The sequence below is a fragment of the Shewanella canadensis genome, assembly GCF_003966225.1.
Taxonomy (GTDB): domain Bacteria; phylum Pseudomonadota; class Gammaproteobacteria; order Enterobacterales; family Shewanellaceae; genus Shewanella; species Shewanella canadensis.
The window spans coordinates 139,874-157,960 of sequence record NZ_RXNU01000002.1 but is presented as its reverse complement, the minus strand read 5'-3'; the positions used below and the strand labels follow the sequence as shown (position 1 = coordinate 157,960).

Here is an 18,087-nt window from a genome sequence, read left to right as displayed (position 1 = left end):
TGTTGAACAAAATAGTTCGGGATTTACACCTAATGCAAGGAGTAATTTAAAGGAGTAAGTTATGAGGTTTATATTAATTCTTACGATGTTGTTAGCGAGCCTCCCATTGGTCGCTAATGCACAAGCAGATGAGCAAGTGGTTACCATCTACTTCGCCGGTACAAATATGACTCAGGATTATTGGAATGAAACCGAATTTTTTCATCCATTCTCTGAGCCGGAAACGATTGCGACCCTGTATGAACAGCAGATCCATGGTGGCAATCATCATAAGAAAATCCTCGATGGCTTTGCATGGCTCGAAGCCGCACTGCCTGATTGGGACGGTAAGTTTTCAGAAGCTGAAGGGAAACTGGAGGAGGTGATCGATAATTTTCCTCAGGAGGTGTCAGATTCATGTGATTTGACCCCTTGTATCATACTTAATTTAGTGGGATTCAGCCGAGGCGGGGCTTCGACTCTGCATTTCGCCCACACAATCTCTAATGAGGTGGAGCACGCTGACCTGAAGAGTAAGATCAAAAAAATCAACATATTGAACTTCGACCCGGTTCCCGGAGATGCAGGAATGGGTTCGGAAGTATTCAATCTTCCGGATGATGTTGAGTATTTGGGCTTCTATTCTGTCGATGAGCGTACCCAGTTCTTCGCCCCGGTATTTCCCACCCCAACGGCGGCTCATTATGATGTATTTACGGTTCCGGGTAGTCACGAAACTATGGTGGGTAACATCTATATGGGCGGACATCGAGGCCTGCCGCGCCCTCTTCAAGATGTTGGAAAGGTTGAAGCCATACGTGTGGTCTCTTCTGTACTTAAGATAGTGGCGACCGAGGTATTGGGCTCTTCCGACTGGGGACACGTCAGGTTTAATGATGACCTGTCGCATCCGGCGAGAAATTTGAGTTGGTATGATGGGGTTACTGACACAGATGGCGACGGCAGCATAGGGATCGATGAACTTGAGAGCTATTTTACCGGAAGGTTAGATTCTATCTATACCGTGTTTGCTCCAGCTCCATTTTACTCTGATCTTATGCGCAGGGAGTCATTCCTGCCTACGCTTTGGCGCGAATACTGGTTGGGGCTTCTATGTGTTCCTGAATCACTCCCAACCTTTACCTCAGTGCTCTGGCCACGTTGTGTTTACCATAGGCCCGGAGGTTATGCAGGACCACTTCTTATTTCCGATCGTAGCCTGAATGGAGCTGGCGTTCCCGAATACCCCCTGAATGCCCTGGAGGGGAGTGATTACAGGATCTGGAGCCTGCTACTGGAGAGAGGTAGCCTGGATATCGATGAAGATATTGTTGATTACAACGAGGATAACTGTCCATTCGACTTCAACCCTGAACAGGTTAATACCGACGGCGATGCCTTAGGCGATATCTGTGATCCGGATATGGATGGTGATGGGATTGACAATGAGTCAGATAATTGCCCGCTTATCCCTAATACCGACCAAGCTAACTTTGACGGTGATGAACTGGGTGATGTGTGTGATCTCGACGCCGACAATGATGAGGTCAATGATGACTCAGATCTGTGTCTTTACACTCAGCTTGGCGCCACAGTGAACGCCAGCGGTTGCAGTATTGCTCAACTCGTTCCCTGTGAGGGGGCTGATGAGAATACTAGCTGGAAGAATCATGGTCAGTATGTCTCCAAAATGGCGAAGGAAGCTAAAACCTTCCGTAAGCAGGGGTTGATAAACCAGTGGGAGTTTTTGACTATCATGCAGGCGGCTGCGCAATCAGCTTGTGGTAAGTAAGATGACCACCAGTAAAAGCTTTTGCTTATAGTTATTACTTTCTTGTCGAGTATAGACAAAAAGGCTTCTGTAGTGTGCAGAGGCCTTTTTATATTTACCACTCAAAATGAACTAAAGCTGCACAGAACCTGCTCAAAACCTAAGTCACCGATAAGCCTTATAAAGTATTTAGTTTGGTTTTTGTGTGACAGTTTAAGAGATCCACTCGCGGGGAGCTTGCGAGTGGATTTTTTATTAAATGGGGTAAGTAAACATGCTTATGTAAACCATTGTTAAGTCGGTTTTCTTGAAAGGCATGGTTAAAAATGGCATTATCCAAAAAAAGGAATTTTTATGTCTATTAAAGCATTAAAAGCAGTCGTTCATTTTAATGAAAATCAAAGGATTGCCCCCCGATTCATTCTCACATATTTGGTTATTTGGTTTGTATGGCATAACCAACTGTTCACCAGCTTCTTCACCACGAACGGCGATCTTTTGACAAGATCAAATGCGGCACTGGCATCCGTTGCGGATAATCACTACCTCATCGTTCTGGCTATAACCTGTTTCTTTTATGTGGCGCGACTCGGCTATTATTTTTTGAAGAATAAAACTCATGCCCTGTTAGAGGAAGACGATATCGCCGAGCTGAAGGTCGGCAGCGATCAACGTTTTGCAAAGAATGAAGATATCGACAGGTTACTGTCTATGATTACCGACCTTAAAACCCAACTTGCGACCACAAAAGAGAGAGAGCAAAAGGCGAACGCTGACAAAAATTTAGTGATTAAAAAGTTCCTGGCTCTCCGGGAGGAGTTAGATGAAGTTAAGGCTGAAAATGCACTCCTCACTAAGTCTAATAAAGCATTGAAGGCTCGAAACTGCGATATGGAAACGGGTATATTAGAACCCAGCTGATACAGATTACTTAAGATTAAGAGATCGGCTTACCCACTTTTTCAGACTTTGTTAATGCCTATCATGCCGGCTAATACCTAGCTGGCTCGCCTGTTGTCATCCCTAATTTCTGCTTTAACTCTATCCTCTGGGGGATGTTGCGTAGGCGCGTTTAGCCGTCGCAATATTAACTCAAACGCACGACTCTATAGCCCCCTTGATTCCTGATTCCTTTTATTCGTCAATATCTGTTGGTCATATATACTTTATTTAACCGTGAATAAACATTGGTCACCATCTGAATGAAGTCCCGGGTTCCCTCATTTGAAACTCAATTGATAAAAGAGATGCAGCTATACCTGCTCAACTCCGTAGGCTGGGTAATGAAGATGTCTATATTGTTGCTCTCGGTGATCATTATCCACTCCTATTTCTTACCCGATGGGCTCTTAGTATTACGGCAGGCACTTCCCTGGTTTATTCCACTTTTGTTCACCATTGGAATGCGTTTCCTGCTCATCAAGAGGACTGGTTTTAAACAATTAGACTTGAATAAGTTTTATATTTTTCTGTTGCTATTTGATTTCACTTGGCTGCTTGTTTTCTGGGGACTAAGAGATGGAATGGATGAAACACTCGTTGCAATAGAAGCGATGTTCGACATCCTGATACTGACCTGGGCTATAGCGCTGTTTCCCAACAGGAAGGCAATGATTATCGCAACAGTGCCCCTGATGGTCAGTGTCTGCGCGATAAGGTTAAATGCTTATCCGCAATCGCCCCTGTTTCCTATTACCAAACTATTATGTTTCGTCGCTATCGTATCGACCGGACAGAAAATTATGGAGTCCTGGTTTATCAAGGCGGTAAGTCGAGATGTTGAAAACAAGAAATTAGTCAGACAATTCAGACGGCTGGCATTAATCGATGGCTTAACACAACTGAGTAATCGACGACAGTTCGATACCATAGTGGAACAGGAGATCAGAGCCGCAGAAAGAAATCATAATCCGCTGAGCCTGATCATGATGGATATCGATTTTTTTAAACGCTTCAATGACAGTGCCGGGCACTCTGCCGGAGATGAGTGTCTCATTGCCGTAGCTCAGGTACTGACAGAAACGGTTAAGCGTCCTCGGGATCTGGTGAGCCGCTACGGTGGTGAAGAGTTTGTGATTGTACTTCCATCTACCGACCTTCAAGGCGCAGCCAAGGTTGCCAAGGCGATTAGAGATGCTTTAGCAACCAGGGCACTCCCTCATCCAAGTTCAGATGTCAGCCCACGGGTAACCATGTCTCAAGGCGTATGCCAGTGGCAATCTGGTATGAGTTCTGAGGCATTAATCATTGCTGCAGATGAGCAGCTATATCGTGCGAAGCAAGCCGGACGAGACCAATTTAAAGTGAATGGCTAACCCCGCTATTCATCAACTCTGAAGGATAGCCGCTCAAACTTTTAGCTTTTTATTTTACTTACCCCCCGAAAAGATACCAGCCATAGTGCGGGTAAATCGCTCTTTGGCTGAGGGTAAACTCTCATACTGCTCGAATCCGCTGGCCATCGCTATATCTAATCGGCTGAGTCTTTCATCCAGTGATGGGTGGGTCTTAAACAGCATGGCGATACCCGCGTCATTGGGATTTATCATCTCCAGAGTCTGCAGTGCGGCGGGCAGACCATAAGGGTCGTAGCCGGCTCTGGTGGCTAACACTATGCCCATACGGTCTGATTCAAACTCATCTTCCTTATCTAATCCGCGGGTATAGAGTTCTGTTCCTGCGGTAATGAGTTTTAGTGACTCGGTACTCTGCTCATTTGCCGTTAAAATGAGATCGGTTATCTCGGTTAATGCACTCATGCCACTGGCTTTTTTTAGTGCGTTAAGATGGTGCCTTCGCAGCACATGAGATATTTCATGACCGAGTACCCCGGCCAGCTCTGCCTCATTGTTGAGAGTAAGCAACAAGCCTTTGGTGAGCACTATGTAGCCACCGGGCGTGGCGAAAGCATTGATGCTGTTGTCATCGAGCACGGCGAAGCTCCAGGGGAGTTCCGGACGATCGGAGTGAATGCTGACCCAGCGGCCGACCCGGTTGACATATTGCTGCACCTCTTGGTTTTCAAGCAGGGGGGCGACACCAAGCAGATTGGTGGCTATCTCCCGGCCCAGGGCAATTTCGGCAGTTTCATCAACCTCGGTCAGGGCATCTTGGGTATGCTCCAGTGCCGAAAGTCCCTTACCTATATCGATATTATTAAACACAAAACTCTGATTCGACCCGCAGCCACTGCAAGCGATGCCAAGGCTCAGGAGTAAAATCGATGTGGTTAATTTATTCATGACTTACCTCCGGAACCTGACGTTGAGATCTGTAGATAATCCTGTTGCTGTTCACGAAGGTTTTGCTCTTTGGCGAAGGAGTGGGCTTCAGTTTTAGATACTGCCAGGCTTTGCATGGTTGCAAACGCATCCGGGTTAGGAGTGGGGTCTGAAAACTTGTTCTCATCGAGTCCGCGAGAAGCGGTCGTGACCGTGCTACCACTGCTCCCCGTGGTGATGAGGTTGAATAACTCTTTGGTACCGGCAAAAGAATCTGATGTCGACTCTGTATGACCGGTAAAACGCACACTGAACATCTTCACCCAGCCGATCTGCTCTTGGGCCCGGATCTGCAACCAACTGGATTGCCGTGACAACACATGGATATTGAGCGACTGGGGTAGGGTGGTTGCCGTGGTTGCATCGCTGAATGGCTTGCGTTTCAGCTCTGTTTCCCGGACCAGACTCGCGTTTTCCTGCTCTGCTTTATCTTGTCCAAGGCTGGGACTCGCGACTGTGAATAAAGGCAGTATTAGCCAGAGTGACACTGCTTTTCGAGCCGCTAAAAATCGTTTCATCAGGTTTTCCTTACCGGTGCGAAAAGTTCAACTTCTTGTGACCGCCCCTTAACCTTATAGAAGCCGTAGGGCTTGAAGTCAAAGTGGTCAGCGCACAGATCCATGGTGTCACCGGACACTAAAATTCGGGAGACCCCTTTAGTCAGCCCCTCGATTCTGCTGGCTAAATTTACCGTGTCTCCGATGGCGGTATATTCCTTACGTTGTTCCGAGCCGATAAGGCCGACCACGGCGGGGCCCGAGTGGATGCCGATGCCAACATCAAAGTTGGCATCTTGTTCCCCCAGCTCCTCCTTGAATTGTTGCAATACCTCAGCCATCTCCATTGCGGCATTGACCGCATGAATGGCGTGCTGTGGGTCGTCCAGAGGGGCGCCCCAGAAGGCCATGATGCAGTCACCGATAAACTTATCCAGTGAGCCTCCATGTTTAAATACAACGGCCACCTGCAGGGTAAAGTAACGGTTTAACAGGCTCACTACCTCCTGTGGTGTACGGTCTTCAGAGAGGCTGGTGAAGCCGCGAATATCTGAAAATAGTACAGAGACCTGTCGGCTCTCTCCTTCACGGCTTAAGCCTTCGCTTGAGACCAACTCTTTCACCACAACCGGGTCGACGAATCGGCTAAAGAGCTCGACCGTTTTTTTCCTCGCTCTTAGCTCGACAAGGTACTCCCGCAGCGATAGAGAGAAGTAATAGAGCCACATCAATAAGAGTGGCGTTAAGATATGAAGTAAGACCTGCCAGCTAAGTAACAGGTAGCTGGTGAGCAGGGCTATACCGCTTGCTCCCAAGAGTGAGAGTCCCACGAGAACAGCGTTGAGCCTGAACATGAAGCAAACATAAACGCCAATAATTGCGACCAAACATATCAGCAAGTAACTCCATAGCGGTAGTGTCGTCATATAGCTTTGGTTCTTCAGGTTATCTATGGCGGTAGCGAGAATGTCCAGGCCGGAATAGAGGCTATCGATTGGCGTTACTCTAACATCATGTAGCGCCGAGGCGTCGGCGCCAATGATGACAATTTTATTCGCTAACTCCTTGAGGTCTCTGAGGGGCATCTCCCGATTAAAGTCTTCATAGAGATCGGCATAGGATAGCCTTCGATAGGGATTTTTCGGGCCACGCCATGAGAGTGTAATATGCTCGACCATGGGAAGCTCGTAGCCGAGATCACTCACGACTCGGGCTGGCAGAGAGGGCAATAACCAGCCGTAAAGATCCCTATAAACATCATATTTTCGTCCCACACCATCTCTGTCATTAAGAAAGTTCACGGTGCCTAAACGCCAGAATTTAGAATCGATCGCCAGCGGTGGCATAAGCGCGGCTCTGGCATTTTGCATCGCCTTTTCGGTTCTGATCAAGCCAACTTTATCGGCGATAAGCGCAAGTTCGGGTCCATTCTTATCTTGCTCTGAGTCAAGTCGCACCATGGCGAAAAAGATATTCTGCTTACCCTCGAGAGCCTGATTGAACAGGGTGTCACTCTCTGCTCGATAGAGATCCCGTTCGACGAAAGAGAGATCGAATACTATGGCCTTAGGTTGTTGCTTGCTGATCCCCTCGACCATCTCACCATGAACCGAGCGAGGCCAGAACCAGCTGCCCACCTGATTCTCCATACGGGCCAGGCTGGCATCATCGATATTAACAATCACGATATCAGGATCCGGTTGCACGCTTCGGGCATGTATCTTGACGAAATAATCGGAAAGACCAAACTCCAGAGGCTCCAGCGTCTTAAGCCAGAGCACCTCGGTGAGTACCAATAACAGGAAGCCTAAGCTGAATGCGTTGAGAAAGTGGCTGCTCTTTTTCATCTGTTCTGCTTATTGAGGCTTTAAGAAACCGGGGATCTGTGTTTCATCGACCTCATCAATTTGCGCACTATCCATAAATTGATTGGCGTACTCGAGATACACTTTCTGTTTTACAAAAATATGGAACAGCTCGGGGTCAATGTGTCCATTGAGACTAAATTTTCCCAGAATTCTCAAAGATTCAGATAGCGTCTTCCCTGTCTTGTAGGGGCGGTCCTTGGCTGTTAAGGCTTCAAAGATATCGGCGATTGCCATTATTCTTGCCTGTACCGACATATCTTCACCGCGCAGGCCTCTGGGGTAGCCTTTTCCGTCCATCCGCTCATGGTGCCCACCTGCAAATTCAGGGATATGCTGCAGGTGTTTCGGCCAGGGCAAGGTTTCGAGCATACGTATGGTGAGTGAGATATGGTTGTTAATAATTTTTCGTTCCTCATTGGTCAGGGTGCCGGCCGGGATCATCAGGTTTTCAACCTCCTCCTCATTGAGTAGCGTTTGCGTGTTGCCCTGTTGATCGACCCAGGTGTAATTGGCGATGGAGGCGACGCGCTGCAGATCTTCATCTTTCATACGCTCAGAGCCGATATTGGCATAAGCCAGAAAGGTGCGATCATCTTCAAATTGTTCGAGTTTACATTTGAGCTCCCGGGATAATCGGTCCGATGCTCCTTGGGCTGCCAGCTTTTTCAGATAGTGAATTTCAACGTCCCGCCTGAGAATCTCGAAGCGGGCATCGATCAGGTGAATACGGTCGAAGATAGTCTGTAACTTAGTCGCCTTTTCGATGACATGAACCGGTGTCGTTATCTTGCCGCAGTCGTGCAGCATACCGGCTAACCAGAGCTCATATCGTTCACTCATCGACATGGAAAAATCTTTTAATGCTCCCTCATCTGTCTTCTGTGCAGCATCGGCCAGCATCATGGTTAACTTAGGTACCTGCTGACAATGTCTGCCGGTATTCGGTGACTTTTCATCGATGCCGATGTTGATTAAATTCACCAGAGACTCGAGCAGATCCTCCAGCTGTAATATGAGCTCTTGATTAGTGATGGCAATCGCGGCCTGAGAGGTGAGTGCCTCGATAAACACCTGGTCCGTCATTGAGAATGGTTGAACCTGATGGGAGAAAGGTGCCTTGGAGTTCACCAGCTGCAATACGCCGACCAACTCGGAGTTATGATCCAGCATGGGAACCGTTAACAGGGACTGGCAGTGATAACCATAGAATTCATCGAATTTGCGCATCCCTAAAAAATTAAACAGGGGCGTATCGTACACATGTTCGATATTGACCGACTCTTTGCGGTTTGCGGCGTAGGCGACAACGGCTTCTAAGTTCGGCTCTCCGTTGTCCAGAGATAGCGGGATAGATCTCATCTGTTCAGACTTTTCCAGGGTGCCGCCAAAGTGAAGATCCAGAGAGTCGTTGAAAAGGATATCAAATTCCAGATATTTTTTATCCGCACTGACGCGGTATAGAGTACCTCCGTCGGCATGGGTGATATTTTTTGCCGTCTGTAAGATGCGTTCCAGCAGGACCTCGATATTTTTGATGTCATTGAGTGCAATACTTAGGGTCGTAAGGTGCTGTAACCGCTCTGCAATCTGTTTGTTACTGAGTTCAGACATGTTTAAAAACCACTTAAAATCAGAGATCAGGGAATAGAGCCAAGCCGTATGTCGAGGCACTTTTGTTGTGTGCTTCTACTTCATATAGTCGCGATCATAGGCGGCGTCAAACTTGTTCCCGGCCAGAGCTCTATGAAGATGGTCCTATGGTAAACAAGTCGACAATAACGGGAGAGTTCGAGCTTAAGCTGGGTATGTTTGTGGTACCGACATACTGTTGTAGAGGATTAGGTTGTTACGGTGGTCTGTCATATTAGGTTTGAACTAGATCTGTGTCTCATTCTTTTATTTTGTAATCCATATACTGGCTAAATCTATCTCATTCCTTTAATTCAATGGCTCTGCCAGTGAAAGGGGGAGTGTGTCACCGGTAAACCAATCATGAGGATAATATGACTACTTCTGTAACAAACGGGTCCCCAATTGGGCTCGTTCTCGCCACTCTCTTAACCTCTTTGCCATCTCAGGCTGTTGAAACATTTAACTACCAGAGCTTCTCTGACTCATTTTCGATAATAGATACCATCGCCGGAAGGGGGAAGCATGGTGAGAAGTATCATAACGGTTGGCAGACAGGCTTTGAAAACCACTCGGCTAAAAAGGCCGAACTGTCGAGACCACATCAGGCGATAGCGGATTCAGATGGCAATATATTTATTGCCGATAAAGACGCGCATGCGATCAGAAAAATAGATCTCAATGGGATGATTTCAACCTATGTCGGAACCAATGAGTCCGGTTTTAACGGTGACAGTTTGAAAAGAACCCAGACTCAACTTTCATTTCCTAATGGTATCTGGCTAACGGCCAGTGAAGCGCTTTTTATATTAGATTCCGGCAACGATATGATCAGGAGGGTGGACCATGACGGGACTGTGACCACCATGTTTAAGGATGAGGAGGGAATTAAAACCGGCCGTGGGCTATGGGTCAGTAACGATGAGTCTGTGGTCTATTACTCTTCAGGTTCTGAGTTAAAACAGTGGCGCAGGGATAGGGGGATTCGTGTTCTCGCTGATGGGTTCGATGAGCTGGCTAACCTTGCGGTGAATGCCAGAGGGGAGCTCTTTGTCACCGACCGGGATGCGAATCTGGTCTATAAAATTTCGGCGAATGGAGATAAAGAGATCGTTGCCGGCACGGGGAAACGCTCGGGGTGTGGCGATGGCTGCCTGGCGACTGACACCGCACTGAATCAGGTCAGGGGGATATGGTTTCATCCTAATGGGGGTTACTTCTTAGCGACACATAAGGGAGGACAGATCTGGTTTGTCGATCCGGATGGAGTCATACACCTATTTGTCGATGGCGGCAAAAATGATCAGCACTCTGGTGATCGTCGAGCCTACAAGGCGCCCGGTATGAAAATCAGCGAACCCAGAGCCATCTCAATGGATAGCAAAGGCAACCTGCTGATAACGGAGAGTGATTACGGCTATATCAGAATTGTGAAGCACACTGATAAAGCCGAAGTTAAGTGAATAGGGTACCTTCCTGATGTGGTGGGTGGTTTTACCTCTTCGTACACTGACTGGATTCAGTGAGAAGATGTGAGGCATCATGGCAATGACTCTTTCTGTGTATCTTTGCGACACGAGAAAGCCGTGATTGTGGTTATCACGGCTTTAATGGGTTAATTCAGAATCAAATTAGAATCGTCCCATATATGCCTGACCGATTAAGTTGTTATCCCTGCGCCCAAGATGATTATCGATAGCGGTTATCACATCAGGGGCGATCTCTTTGAGCATACCCTTTATCGGCATTAGATTAGATGCATGGGTGCCATCGATATAAAGATCCGGGAGTGTGATATGTTCCAGTAATACCTTCATCTCCTCCAGTACCTCGTAAGGATCGAGCAGTGTAAAATCCCCTCTGGTCATCTGTCTGTGTAGAACCGTGCCCGGCATAGCTACTGTGGTTAGCGTACCTAAAAGGTGCGGCTTCATCCGGTTGATGAGCTCCGCCGTTTCAATTGCGTGAATACGGGAGCGCTCGCCACGGCCTCCGAGGCCAACCATCACCATAGCTACCAGCTTTATTCCTGATTTTACAATACTACTGCCTGCCTCTAGCATCTCTTTGGCACTGACCCCTTTACGTACCTCTGTTAATACTCGATCCGAACCTGACTCTACCCCCAGATAGGTCATGGTTAATCCGGCTTTTCTTAGCTGGGTCAACTCTTCTAGGGTTTTACTTAGCGTACTCTGTGGGCCCGCGTAAGTACTGACATGGCTTAGTTCAGGGAAAGCGCCATAGAGTTCAGATAGGATCTCTAACAAGGTATCCGTTGGCAGCGAAATGGCGTCGCCATCGCTCAGGAATACTTTTTCTACTCCTGAGCCATAGGCTTGTTTTGCCATCTGAATATCTTCTTTAAGTTCCTCTATGGTGCGAACCCGATAGCGCACATCTTTGTACATAGAGCAGTAGGTACACTTGTTGTAAGAGCAGCCAACGGTACACTGCAAAATATAGGCGCCGGCTTCCGGTGGTGGTCGATAAATTTTACCTTCGTATCTCATAAGGTGCCTCCGTTGAGATTGATGAATTTAGATGCTTGGTTAGGATTACTTTGCGAGCTCTGCTGCTGTGTCTGCGAAAATCCCCAGCATATCTTTTGCTTCCCGCTCAGTCTGACCACCATGCTTCAGAAATGCGGCGATAATTGTCTGGGTCTTCTTCTCTTTAGCCCGCTCAAGAAAGTAGCGTAATTCAAGCTCACTGCCTGCGGCTTCATCCTTTATTGAGGTGGCGATTATCTCTTTATACATTTCGATGTCACGGATCTCCCACTTGGCGATGATCGATAGCACCTGGGCAAGAAATGCCTCAATCTCTGCCTTAGGCACGAACTGGGTGATGATGTTCAGGGTTTCAGCCTGCTGTGCAGTGAAGTCCATGCCTGTGAGTAAGGCCTGCAACGCCTTGCCTTTACCCAGACGACGGGCAAACTGGACTGCACCCTGACCGCCGGTTGGTATATTGATATATAGCTCAGGTTGGGCAAATGCTGCATTCTCGGTGCCATAGGCTAGGTCGCAAGCCATCACAAACTCATTGCCTCCGCCGCGAGCCACGCCATCGACTACGGCGATAGAGACCTGCTTCATGGCTTTTATGTTTTCGATCATGTGACTGAACTCGATGGATGCCGCCTGACCGCCGGGTGTCCCGTTGATCACATTCAGATCCAGGTGGGCGATAAAGAACTCTGTATGGAAAGATCTGAATACCACCGCCTTAGTGTCACGATCATCCTTGAGTGAGAGAATGAATTGGTTAAGTTCGTTAATCAGCTCTATGGTGAGAATATTGACTGGCGGGTTGCTGATCACCACCGTTGCGATGCCGTCGGTGTTGCTAATTTTAAGTGTGTTCATGCTTGTTTCCTCTTTCATGTATTGATGTTCCAGGCTGGCTGTTTTGCCGCTTCTGAAAGTTCAACCAATATACAAGCGCAATAAGTAATGAAAAATACTCGTATTGGAAACTTATTGGTGCCAATATGGCACCAATATGGACCGATGCAGTTCCGAAAGGAGGACGAATGGATCTATCGAGTCGATTATTACTCTTGCTCGAAGTCGTCGAGTCAGGCTCATTTACTAAAGCTGCCGATATGCGAAACGTAGACAGGTCGGTTATCTCCAAGCAGATAGGAAAATTGGAAGATGAGCTAAATGTTCGCCTGTTAAACAGAACCACACGTTCGCTGTCGCTGACCACGGCGGGCGCAGAAATGGTTAAGCAAGCGATACACCTGCGGGAGATGTTGAGTGAGACCAGCCGAATTGCCCAGAACTATCATAGTGAGCCCAGGGGCACGCTGAGGATCAGCAGTTCAACATTTTTTGGTCGCCAGTACGTTCAAAAAGCGGTTGAGGTATTTCAAAGAAGATACCATCAGATCCATGTTGAGCTAAGGCTGGAGGACAGAGTCGTAGATATGGTTTCCGAGGGATTCGATATTGGTTTTCGCATCGGAGAGCCGAAGGAGTCGAGTCTGGTGGCACGTAAAATTGCCAGAAACCGATTACTTATCGTTGCCTCGCCGGACTTTTTAAAACGACATAAAGAACCACTCACCATAGAGGCACTTGAGCAACTGCCCGCGGCAGTGTACTCGGCTCCCGGAGTCTTGCTCGATAAGATAAAATATTTCGATGCTGATGGTGAAGCTGCCCATATCCAGCTAGATATAGCTTATAGGGTCAATGATGTTGAGATGATGGTGATGGCGGCGTTATCGGGCAATATGCTGGCCGTGGTCACGGCGCAGACGATCGAAAATGAGGTGTTTGAGGGGAAACTGGTACCAATCATGACGGACGTTAATTTGGCCGACTTTGGCACATTTTTCGCTGTATACCCCCACAGAGAGCCGGCGATAAAAACGACACTCTTTATCGAGACCCTGAAGGAGATCATAGGAGCGGATATTCCCGTCTGGGAGTCGAGAGTCCCGGGTTTTGATAACATGTATGGTTATACGCGCTGAGCTTGTTAGCGGGCTCATTTCTTAGCCGGGTATCGTTACCGAGAGTGAAACTCTCTCATCTGGTCTAAAGCAGAAACTCGAGCAGTGGTGGGCTCTTCATCCGTTTGGCCGGGTAGAGCATTCCCCTGTCTTATCGATGAGACCATCCGGTGAAACAAATAGCGCAAACTCGTAATAATTAACTAGTATTTAATGTAAATGAGAGTAGAAGCAAATGCGTGTCCTCAACCTGTTTTGTGGGCCCTGAGGAACCGCTGCATGTTTCTTGCTCAGATAATAGTCAATTAAGCGATAAGGAATTTGTTATGGCGACTCCCCACATTAATGCTAACCCTGGTGATTTTGCTCCAACCATACTCATGCCGGGTGACCCTCTGCGAGCCAGATATATTGCCGACAAGTACCTGGAAAATGCCAAACAGGTCTGTGATGTTCGTGGCATGTTGGGATTTACGGGGACCTACAAGGGCTGCAGGATTTCGGTCATGGGTCATGGTATGGGGATCCCCTCCTGTTGCATCTATGTTCATGAACTCATCAGCGAGTTTGATGTGAAGAATGTCATCCGGATCGGCAGTTGTGGTGCCGTTCGCGATGATGTGAATATGATGGATGTGGTGATCGCTATGGGAGCTTCTACCGATTCAAAGACCAACAGGATGAGGTTCAGCGACCATGATTTTGCCGCCATAGCCGACTATCATCTGCTTGAAACTGCTGTAAACAAGGCCCGCGAGCAGAATGTGTCGGTTCGTGTGGGTAATATTTTCTCGGCCGATCTCTTCTATACGCCTCAGCCTGAACTGTTCGCCAAGATGGAGGATATGGGGATTATGGCGGTGGATATGGAAGCCGCGGGGATCTACGGTGTCGCCGCCGAATTGGATGCCAGGGCATTAACCATACTCACGGTCTCTGATCATATTAAACGTGGCGAGAAACTCAGCTCCGAAGACAGGCAGAAGTCTTTCAACGAGATGATGAGTGTCGCCTTAGAGACGGCAATCAGTCTCTAGGTTTACGTTAGCCGCTCACCAATAGGGCGGCGCTTCAGGTTAAAATGAGCCGGTAAGTTACTCAAGATTACTTACCGGCTCATAGTTTCACGCTTCATTAGTAGAATCCTGTTGGAGCCTTTACGGGGCTAAGGTAAAATTTCGGTAATCTCGTCTACTGCCCGTTATTGGAAAACAGTCTGTTTATGAAAAATTTCAACTTGATCCTGGTCATTGGAGCTACAGCTTCGGGTAAAACTCGCCTGGGTGTTGAGCTTGCAAGACAACTCGAGGGGGAGATCATCTCTGCCGATTCGAGACAAGTATATAAGGGGCTGGATATCGGCTCGGGTAAGGATCTTGCCGAATATGGTGAGGTACCACATCACCTCATCGATATTGTCGAGCCAGGCCATGAATATAATGCCTTTCAATTCCAACAAGATTTCTTCGAGGCTTTTACCGATATTCAGTCTCGCAATAAACAGCCTATTCTCGTCGGTGGTACAGGGTTATATGTCGATGCCGTGGTTTCCGGTTATGAATTTGTTCAGCTGGATAAAGATTTTGCCCTGAGGTCCGAGCTGGATCTACAGCCACTGGAACAGGTTCAGAAGCTGCTGCTGGAGCTCGATGCCGTTCAATATGAAAAAACCGACCTAACGGTTAGGCCCAGACTCTATCGCGCCATCGAAATAGCAAAAAACAAACAAGCAGCTCCAAAGCCAGCTAAGGCTCTTCCAGAAATAAGACCGCTCTATTTCGGTATTCAATGGGACAGGAAGGTCCTGCGTAAGCGAATCAAGACCAGATTAAAGGAGCGCTTCGAGCAGGGCATGGTCGAAGAGGTGCAGGGACTATTGGACAGCGGCGTATCACACGAACAGCTTGAATATTATGGTCTCGAGTACCGCTTCGTCAGCCAATATATCGCTGAGCAAATCAGCTATGAGGAGATGTTCGATAGGCTGAATACCGCTATCGGTCAGTACGCTAAGCGTCAGGAAACCTGGTTCAGAAGAATTGAAAAACATGGCGGTAAGATCCACTGGTTACAAGGTTCGGGTGACATCTACCAGCAGGCCTGTGAAGTGTTAGCTGGCTTGGGTTAATTGCCGATTTCGACTTGTTCAATAGATCTTACGGCCTATCCCTTTAGAGATTGGCGTTCATCGCGGTCAACACAAATTCAATGAAAACCCGTGTTTTCAGTGGCAGCGCCTTGCTCTTATACATGAGGTGTATCGGTGTCGGGATGGGGACTTGTTCGCTCAATATTTCTATCAACTCTCCACGGCCTAACTCTTCGGAGAGTAGTAAACGTGGTTGCAGTAAAATCCCTGTACCTTTCAACGCTGCGACTTTCAGAGCCTGACCACTATTTGAGGTTAATCGTGAATGCTGCTTATCAAATGCTGAAGTATCGATACGCAGCGCCAGACTCGATTGAATATCTCCGTAACTGAATCCCAGACATTGATGCGACGCTAACTCATTCAGTGAAAGAGGGACTTGATGGCGGGCAAGGTAATCGGGAGAGGCACAAAACATCATTTCATAAACGGCAATCTGGCGAGCGATTAACGAGGAGTTGGCGAGTTCACCGATGCGGATCACCACATCTACTGGATCGTGAAGAGGATCTATTAAGCCGTTATCGAGTGTCAGTTCAACATTAATATCGGGGTAGCGTTGCAGAAAATCTGCCACTATTGGGGCGAGTAGGATATTGCCGAAGGTTACCGGTGAATTAATGCGTATCCTTCCTTTGGGTCTATTTTCTAATGCTTGCAGACTATTTTCAGCTTCCGCAATATCATCCAGAATTCGCTGGCACTCTAAATAATAGAGCTGTCCGGCTTCCGTTAATGACTGTTTACGTGTGGTGCGATTTAACAGCTTAGTCCCAAGGTGCGCCTCTAAGAACTTAATGTGTTTACCAACCATGGTTGAAGTGATTGTAAAATTTATCGCGGTGCGAGAAAAACTACCATGTTGTACCACATTGACAAACACCTGCATGCTCTTCAATTTATCCATATTCCCAACTCATAGTTAGTAAACAATTAACCGGATGGTAGTTTATCAATTGTAAGGATTCAATTAAATTGCATGCTCTACTCGGTTAATCTGGACAAATTATGTTTGAACAAGGCTTATTTATTACAGCGGAACTGCAGGTTAAGCCTGATATCGATCTCGACACGGCCGTTGCGGCTATACATTCCTTTTGTGAGGGAATGAATAGTGAGAAGGGGTGTTCGATGGCGCTCCCCCTGCAAGACAGAGAAAATCCTCGCCGCTTCATCTTCTGGGAACGTTATGAAGATAAAGCCGCCTTCGAACAACATTTTCAGGCCGAACATACGCAAAAATTTATCCAATCCGGTTTAACTGAGTTGGTGCAGGCATTCGAAACTCAACTGTTAACAGAGCTGAAGTAAAACATGAACAAGACATTGAATTGGGGAATACTTGGGACAAGCTTTATTTCAGGAGTCATGGCTGATGCCATTGTTGAAGAGGGTCATACCTGTCTGCATAGCGTGGCTGGACGTTCTGAAAAAACCTTGATGGAATTCGCTGAAAAGTACGATATCGCAAACATCTATCAGGATTATGATGCACTGATTAACGATGATGAGGTCGACATCATCTACATCGCGTTACCTAACCATCTTCATCATGACTTTGTGATAAAAGCTGCCAACGCCGGCAAGGCCATTTTGTGTGAGAAGTCATTGTCTATCGATATGAAGAAGACGGATGAGGCGCTCGCAGCAGTTGCAAATAATCAGGTTTTCTTTGCAGAGGGATTGATGTATCTCACACACCCATTTGCCAGAAAAATAAGTGAGATTATTCGACTGGGCACCATTGGCGACATCCGTTCTATCAATGGAGTCTATTGCGCCTCTATCGCCCAATTCGTGAATCCGGATAGTAAAGGGGCCTTGTATAACTTAGGCTGTTACCCTGCCTCTCTTATGCACTTAGTTATGCAGCAAGCGTTCGGTGACGGAATCTTCGATAACTACCGTATAGCGGCATCGGGACGTGTTGGAGAAGATGGTAATATTTGCGAGTCGGCTGCAAGCATCCAATTTGCTAATGGTGTTATCTGTCAACTTCATACCGCGGAAGATTATGGTCTGCATGCCGACTTTACGATACTTGGCAGTAAAGGCAGCTTAGTGCTAGTGTCTAATCCCTGGTTAGCCGAAGCCACGGGTAATCAACTGGTTATTACTCAATATGAACAGCAAGGTAAAGCGATCTCGGTACCCGCTGACGGTAATGGTTTCCTCTATCAGGTTAGATTAATCAGAGAAGCGATAGAGCAGGGAAGCGCTTCACTGCAACGCCCCGCTGCAACCCCAGAAGACTCGCGTCAAATAATGAAGATACTGACAGATTGGGAAGTTGCCGCTCAAGTGAGATAAAGCGTTTGGTGCTGTTATCTGCAAATGTTTTACTTCGCCTTTATTTAAGGCTCAAGCCTCTTTCAACTCCCTTTTAACCTTTAATAGTAAGTAAGGTTGAGAGGGGCTGCAGTTTAATAAAGGGTGAGTACAGAT

Annotated in this window: 16 protein-coding genes; 9 read left to right on the top strand and 7 right to left on the bottom strand. The window is 47.3% G+C overall.

Annotation, left to right across the window (positions count from 1 at the left end; genetic code table 11):
- Positions 1–61 precede the first annotated feature (61 nt).
- The 3 genes from EKG38_RS25085 to EKG38_RS04225 all read left to right on the top strand — a co-directional run bounded on the left by EKG38_RS25085 (position 62) and on the right by EKG38_RS04225 (position 4,065).
- The gene (locus tag EKG38_RS25085; protein ID WP_221767745.1) at positions 62–1,771 is read left to right on the top strand and encodes a thrombospondin type 3 repeat-containing protein; all 1,710 of its coding nucleotides are present in this window, start codon (positions 62–64) and stop codon (positions 1,769–1,771) included.
- Positions 1,772–2,104: 333 nt separating this feature from the next.
- Positions 2,105–2,671 carry a coiled-coil domain-containing protein gene (locus EKG38_RS04230; protein ID WP_126518968.1) on the top strand — a complete coding sequence of 189 codons (567 nt, stop codon included), beginning with the start codon at positions 2,105–2,107 and terminating at the stop codon, positions 2,669–2,671.
- A 281-nt stretch (positions 2,672–2,952) separates the two neighbouring features.
- Positions 2,953–4,065: a GGDEF domain-containing protein gene (locus EKG38_RS04225; protein WP_246033081.1), complete on the top strand. Its 1,113-nt coding sequence runs from the start codon at positions 2,953–2,955 to the stop codon at positions 4,063–4,065.
- A gap of 54 nt (positions 4,066–4,119) precedes the next feature.
- Here EKG38_RS04225 and EKG38_RS04220 read toward each other — a convergent pair whose 3' ends face one another.
- From EKG38_RS04220 to EKG38_RS04205, 4 genes are read right to left on the bottom strand one after another with little or no spacing between them, the layout of a single operon-like run.
- On the bottom strand, positions 4,120–4,992 hold the full coding sequence (locus EKG38_RS04220) for a M48 family metallopeptidase (protein WP_126518967.1): 873 nt from the start codon (positions 4,990–4,992) through the stop codon (positions 4,120–4,122).
- Positions 4,989–5,549 (bottom strand): hypothetical protein, encoded by a 561-nt coding sequence (locus EKG38_RS04215; RefSeq protein WP_246033080.1) that lies wholly within the window; start codon positions 5,547–5,549, stop codon positions 4,989–4,991. Before EKG38_RS04215 ends, EKG38_RS04220 begins: the two co-directional genes overlap by 4 nt.
- Entirely contained in the window at positions 5,549–7,375 is a 1,827-nt protein-coding gene (locus EKG38_RS04210) for an adenylate/guanylate cyclase domain-containing protein (RefSeq protein ID WP_126518965.1), read from the bottom strand. Before EKG38_RS04210 ends, EKG38_RS04215 begins: the two co-directional genes overlap by 1 nt.
- A 9-nt stretch (positions 7,376–7,384) precedes the next feature.
- Positions 7,385–9,007: an HD family phosphohydrolase gene (locus EKG38_RS04205; protein WP_126518964.1), complete on the bottom strand. Its 1,623-nt coding sequence runs from the start codon at positions 9,005–9,007 to the stop codon at positions 7,385–7,387.
- A 392-nt stretch (positions 9,008–9,399) separates the two neighbouring features.
- Here EKG38_RS04205 and EKG38_RS04200 point away from each other — a divergent pair, with 392 nt between their 5' ends.
- The gene (locus EKG38_RS04200; protein ID WP_126518963.1) at positions 9,400–10,488 is read left to right on the top strand and encodes an NHL domain-containing protein; all 1,089 of its coding nucleotides are present in this window, start codon (positions 9,400–9,402) and stop codon (positions 10,486–10,488) included.
- Between the two features lie 168 nt (positions 10,489–10,656).
- Here EKG38_RS04200 and EKG38_RS04195 read toward each other — a convergent pair whose 3' ends face one another.
- Positions 10,657–11,538 carry a radical SAM protein gene (locus EKG38_RS04195; RefSeq protein WP_126518962.1) on the bottom strand — a complete coding sequence of 294 codons (882 nt, stop codon included), beginning with the start codon at positions 11,536–11,538 and terminating at the stop codon, positions 10,657–10,659.
- A gap of 45 nt (positions 11,539–11,583) precedes the next feature.
- Positions 11,584–12,396, bottom strand: coding sequence for an enoyl-CoA hydratase/isomerase family protein (locus EKG38_RS04190; RefSeq protein WP_126518961.1), 813 nt, complete (start codon positions 12,394–12,396; stop codon positions 11,584–11,586).
- A gap of 167 nt (positions 12,397–12,563) precedes the next feature.
- Between EKG38_RS04190 and EKG38_RS04185 the strand changes: the two genes are divergently transcribed.
- From EKG38_RS04185 to miaA, 3 genes are all read left to right on the top strand, one after another.
- Positions 12,564–13,514, top strand: a complete 951-nt coding sequence (locus EKG38_RS04185) for a LysR family transcriptional regulator (RefSeq protein ID WP_126519373.1) — start codon at positions 12,564–12,566, stop codon at positions 13,512–13,514.
- Between the two features lie 305 nt (positions 13,515–13,819).
- Complete coding sequence (deoD, locus tag EKG38_RS04180) at positions 13,820–14,530, top strand: purine-nucleoside phosphorylase (RefSeq protein ID WP_126518960.1); 711 nt, start codon at positions 13,820–13,822, stop codon at positions 14,528–14,530.
- Between the two features lie 185 nt (positions 14,531–14,715).
- Positions 14,716–15,621: a tRNA (adenosine(37)-N6)-dimethylallyltransferase MiaA gene (gene miaA / locus EKG38_RS04175; RefSeq protein ID WP_185826771.1), complete on the top strand. Its 906-nt coding sequence runs from the start codon at positions 14,716–14,718 to the stop codon at positions 15,619–15,621.
- A gap of 43 nt (positions 15,622–15,664) precedes the next feature.
- Here miaA and EKG38_RS04170 read toward each other — a convergent pair whose 3' ends face one another.
- Entirely contained in the window at positions 15,665–16,549 is an 885-nt protein-coding gene (locus EKG38_RS04170; RefSeq protein ID WP_126518959.1) for a LysR substrate-binding domain-containing protein, read from the bottom strand.
- Between the two features lie 101 nt (positions 16,550–16,650).
- On the opposite strand from EKG38_RS04170, the gene EKG38_RS04165 reads away from it, so the two are divergent.
- Together EKG38_RS04165 and EKG38_RS04160 are read left to right on the top strand one after the other, a co-directional pair.
- Entirely contained in the window at positions 16,651–16,953 is a 303-nt protein-coding gene (locus tag EKG38_RS04165; RefSeq protein WP_126518958.1) for a putative quinol monooxygenase, read from the top strand.
- A gap of 3 nt (positions 16,954–16,956) precedes the next feature.
- Positions 16,957–17,952, top strand: coding sequence for a Gfo/Idh/MocA family protein (locus EKG38_RS04160; protein WP_126518957.1), 996 nt, complete (start codon positions 16,957–16,959; stop codon positions 17,950–17,952).
- Positions 17,953–18,087: the final 135 nt, after the last annotated feature.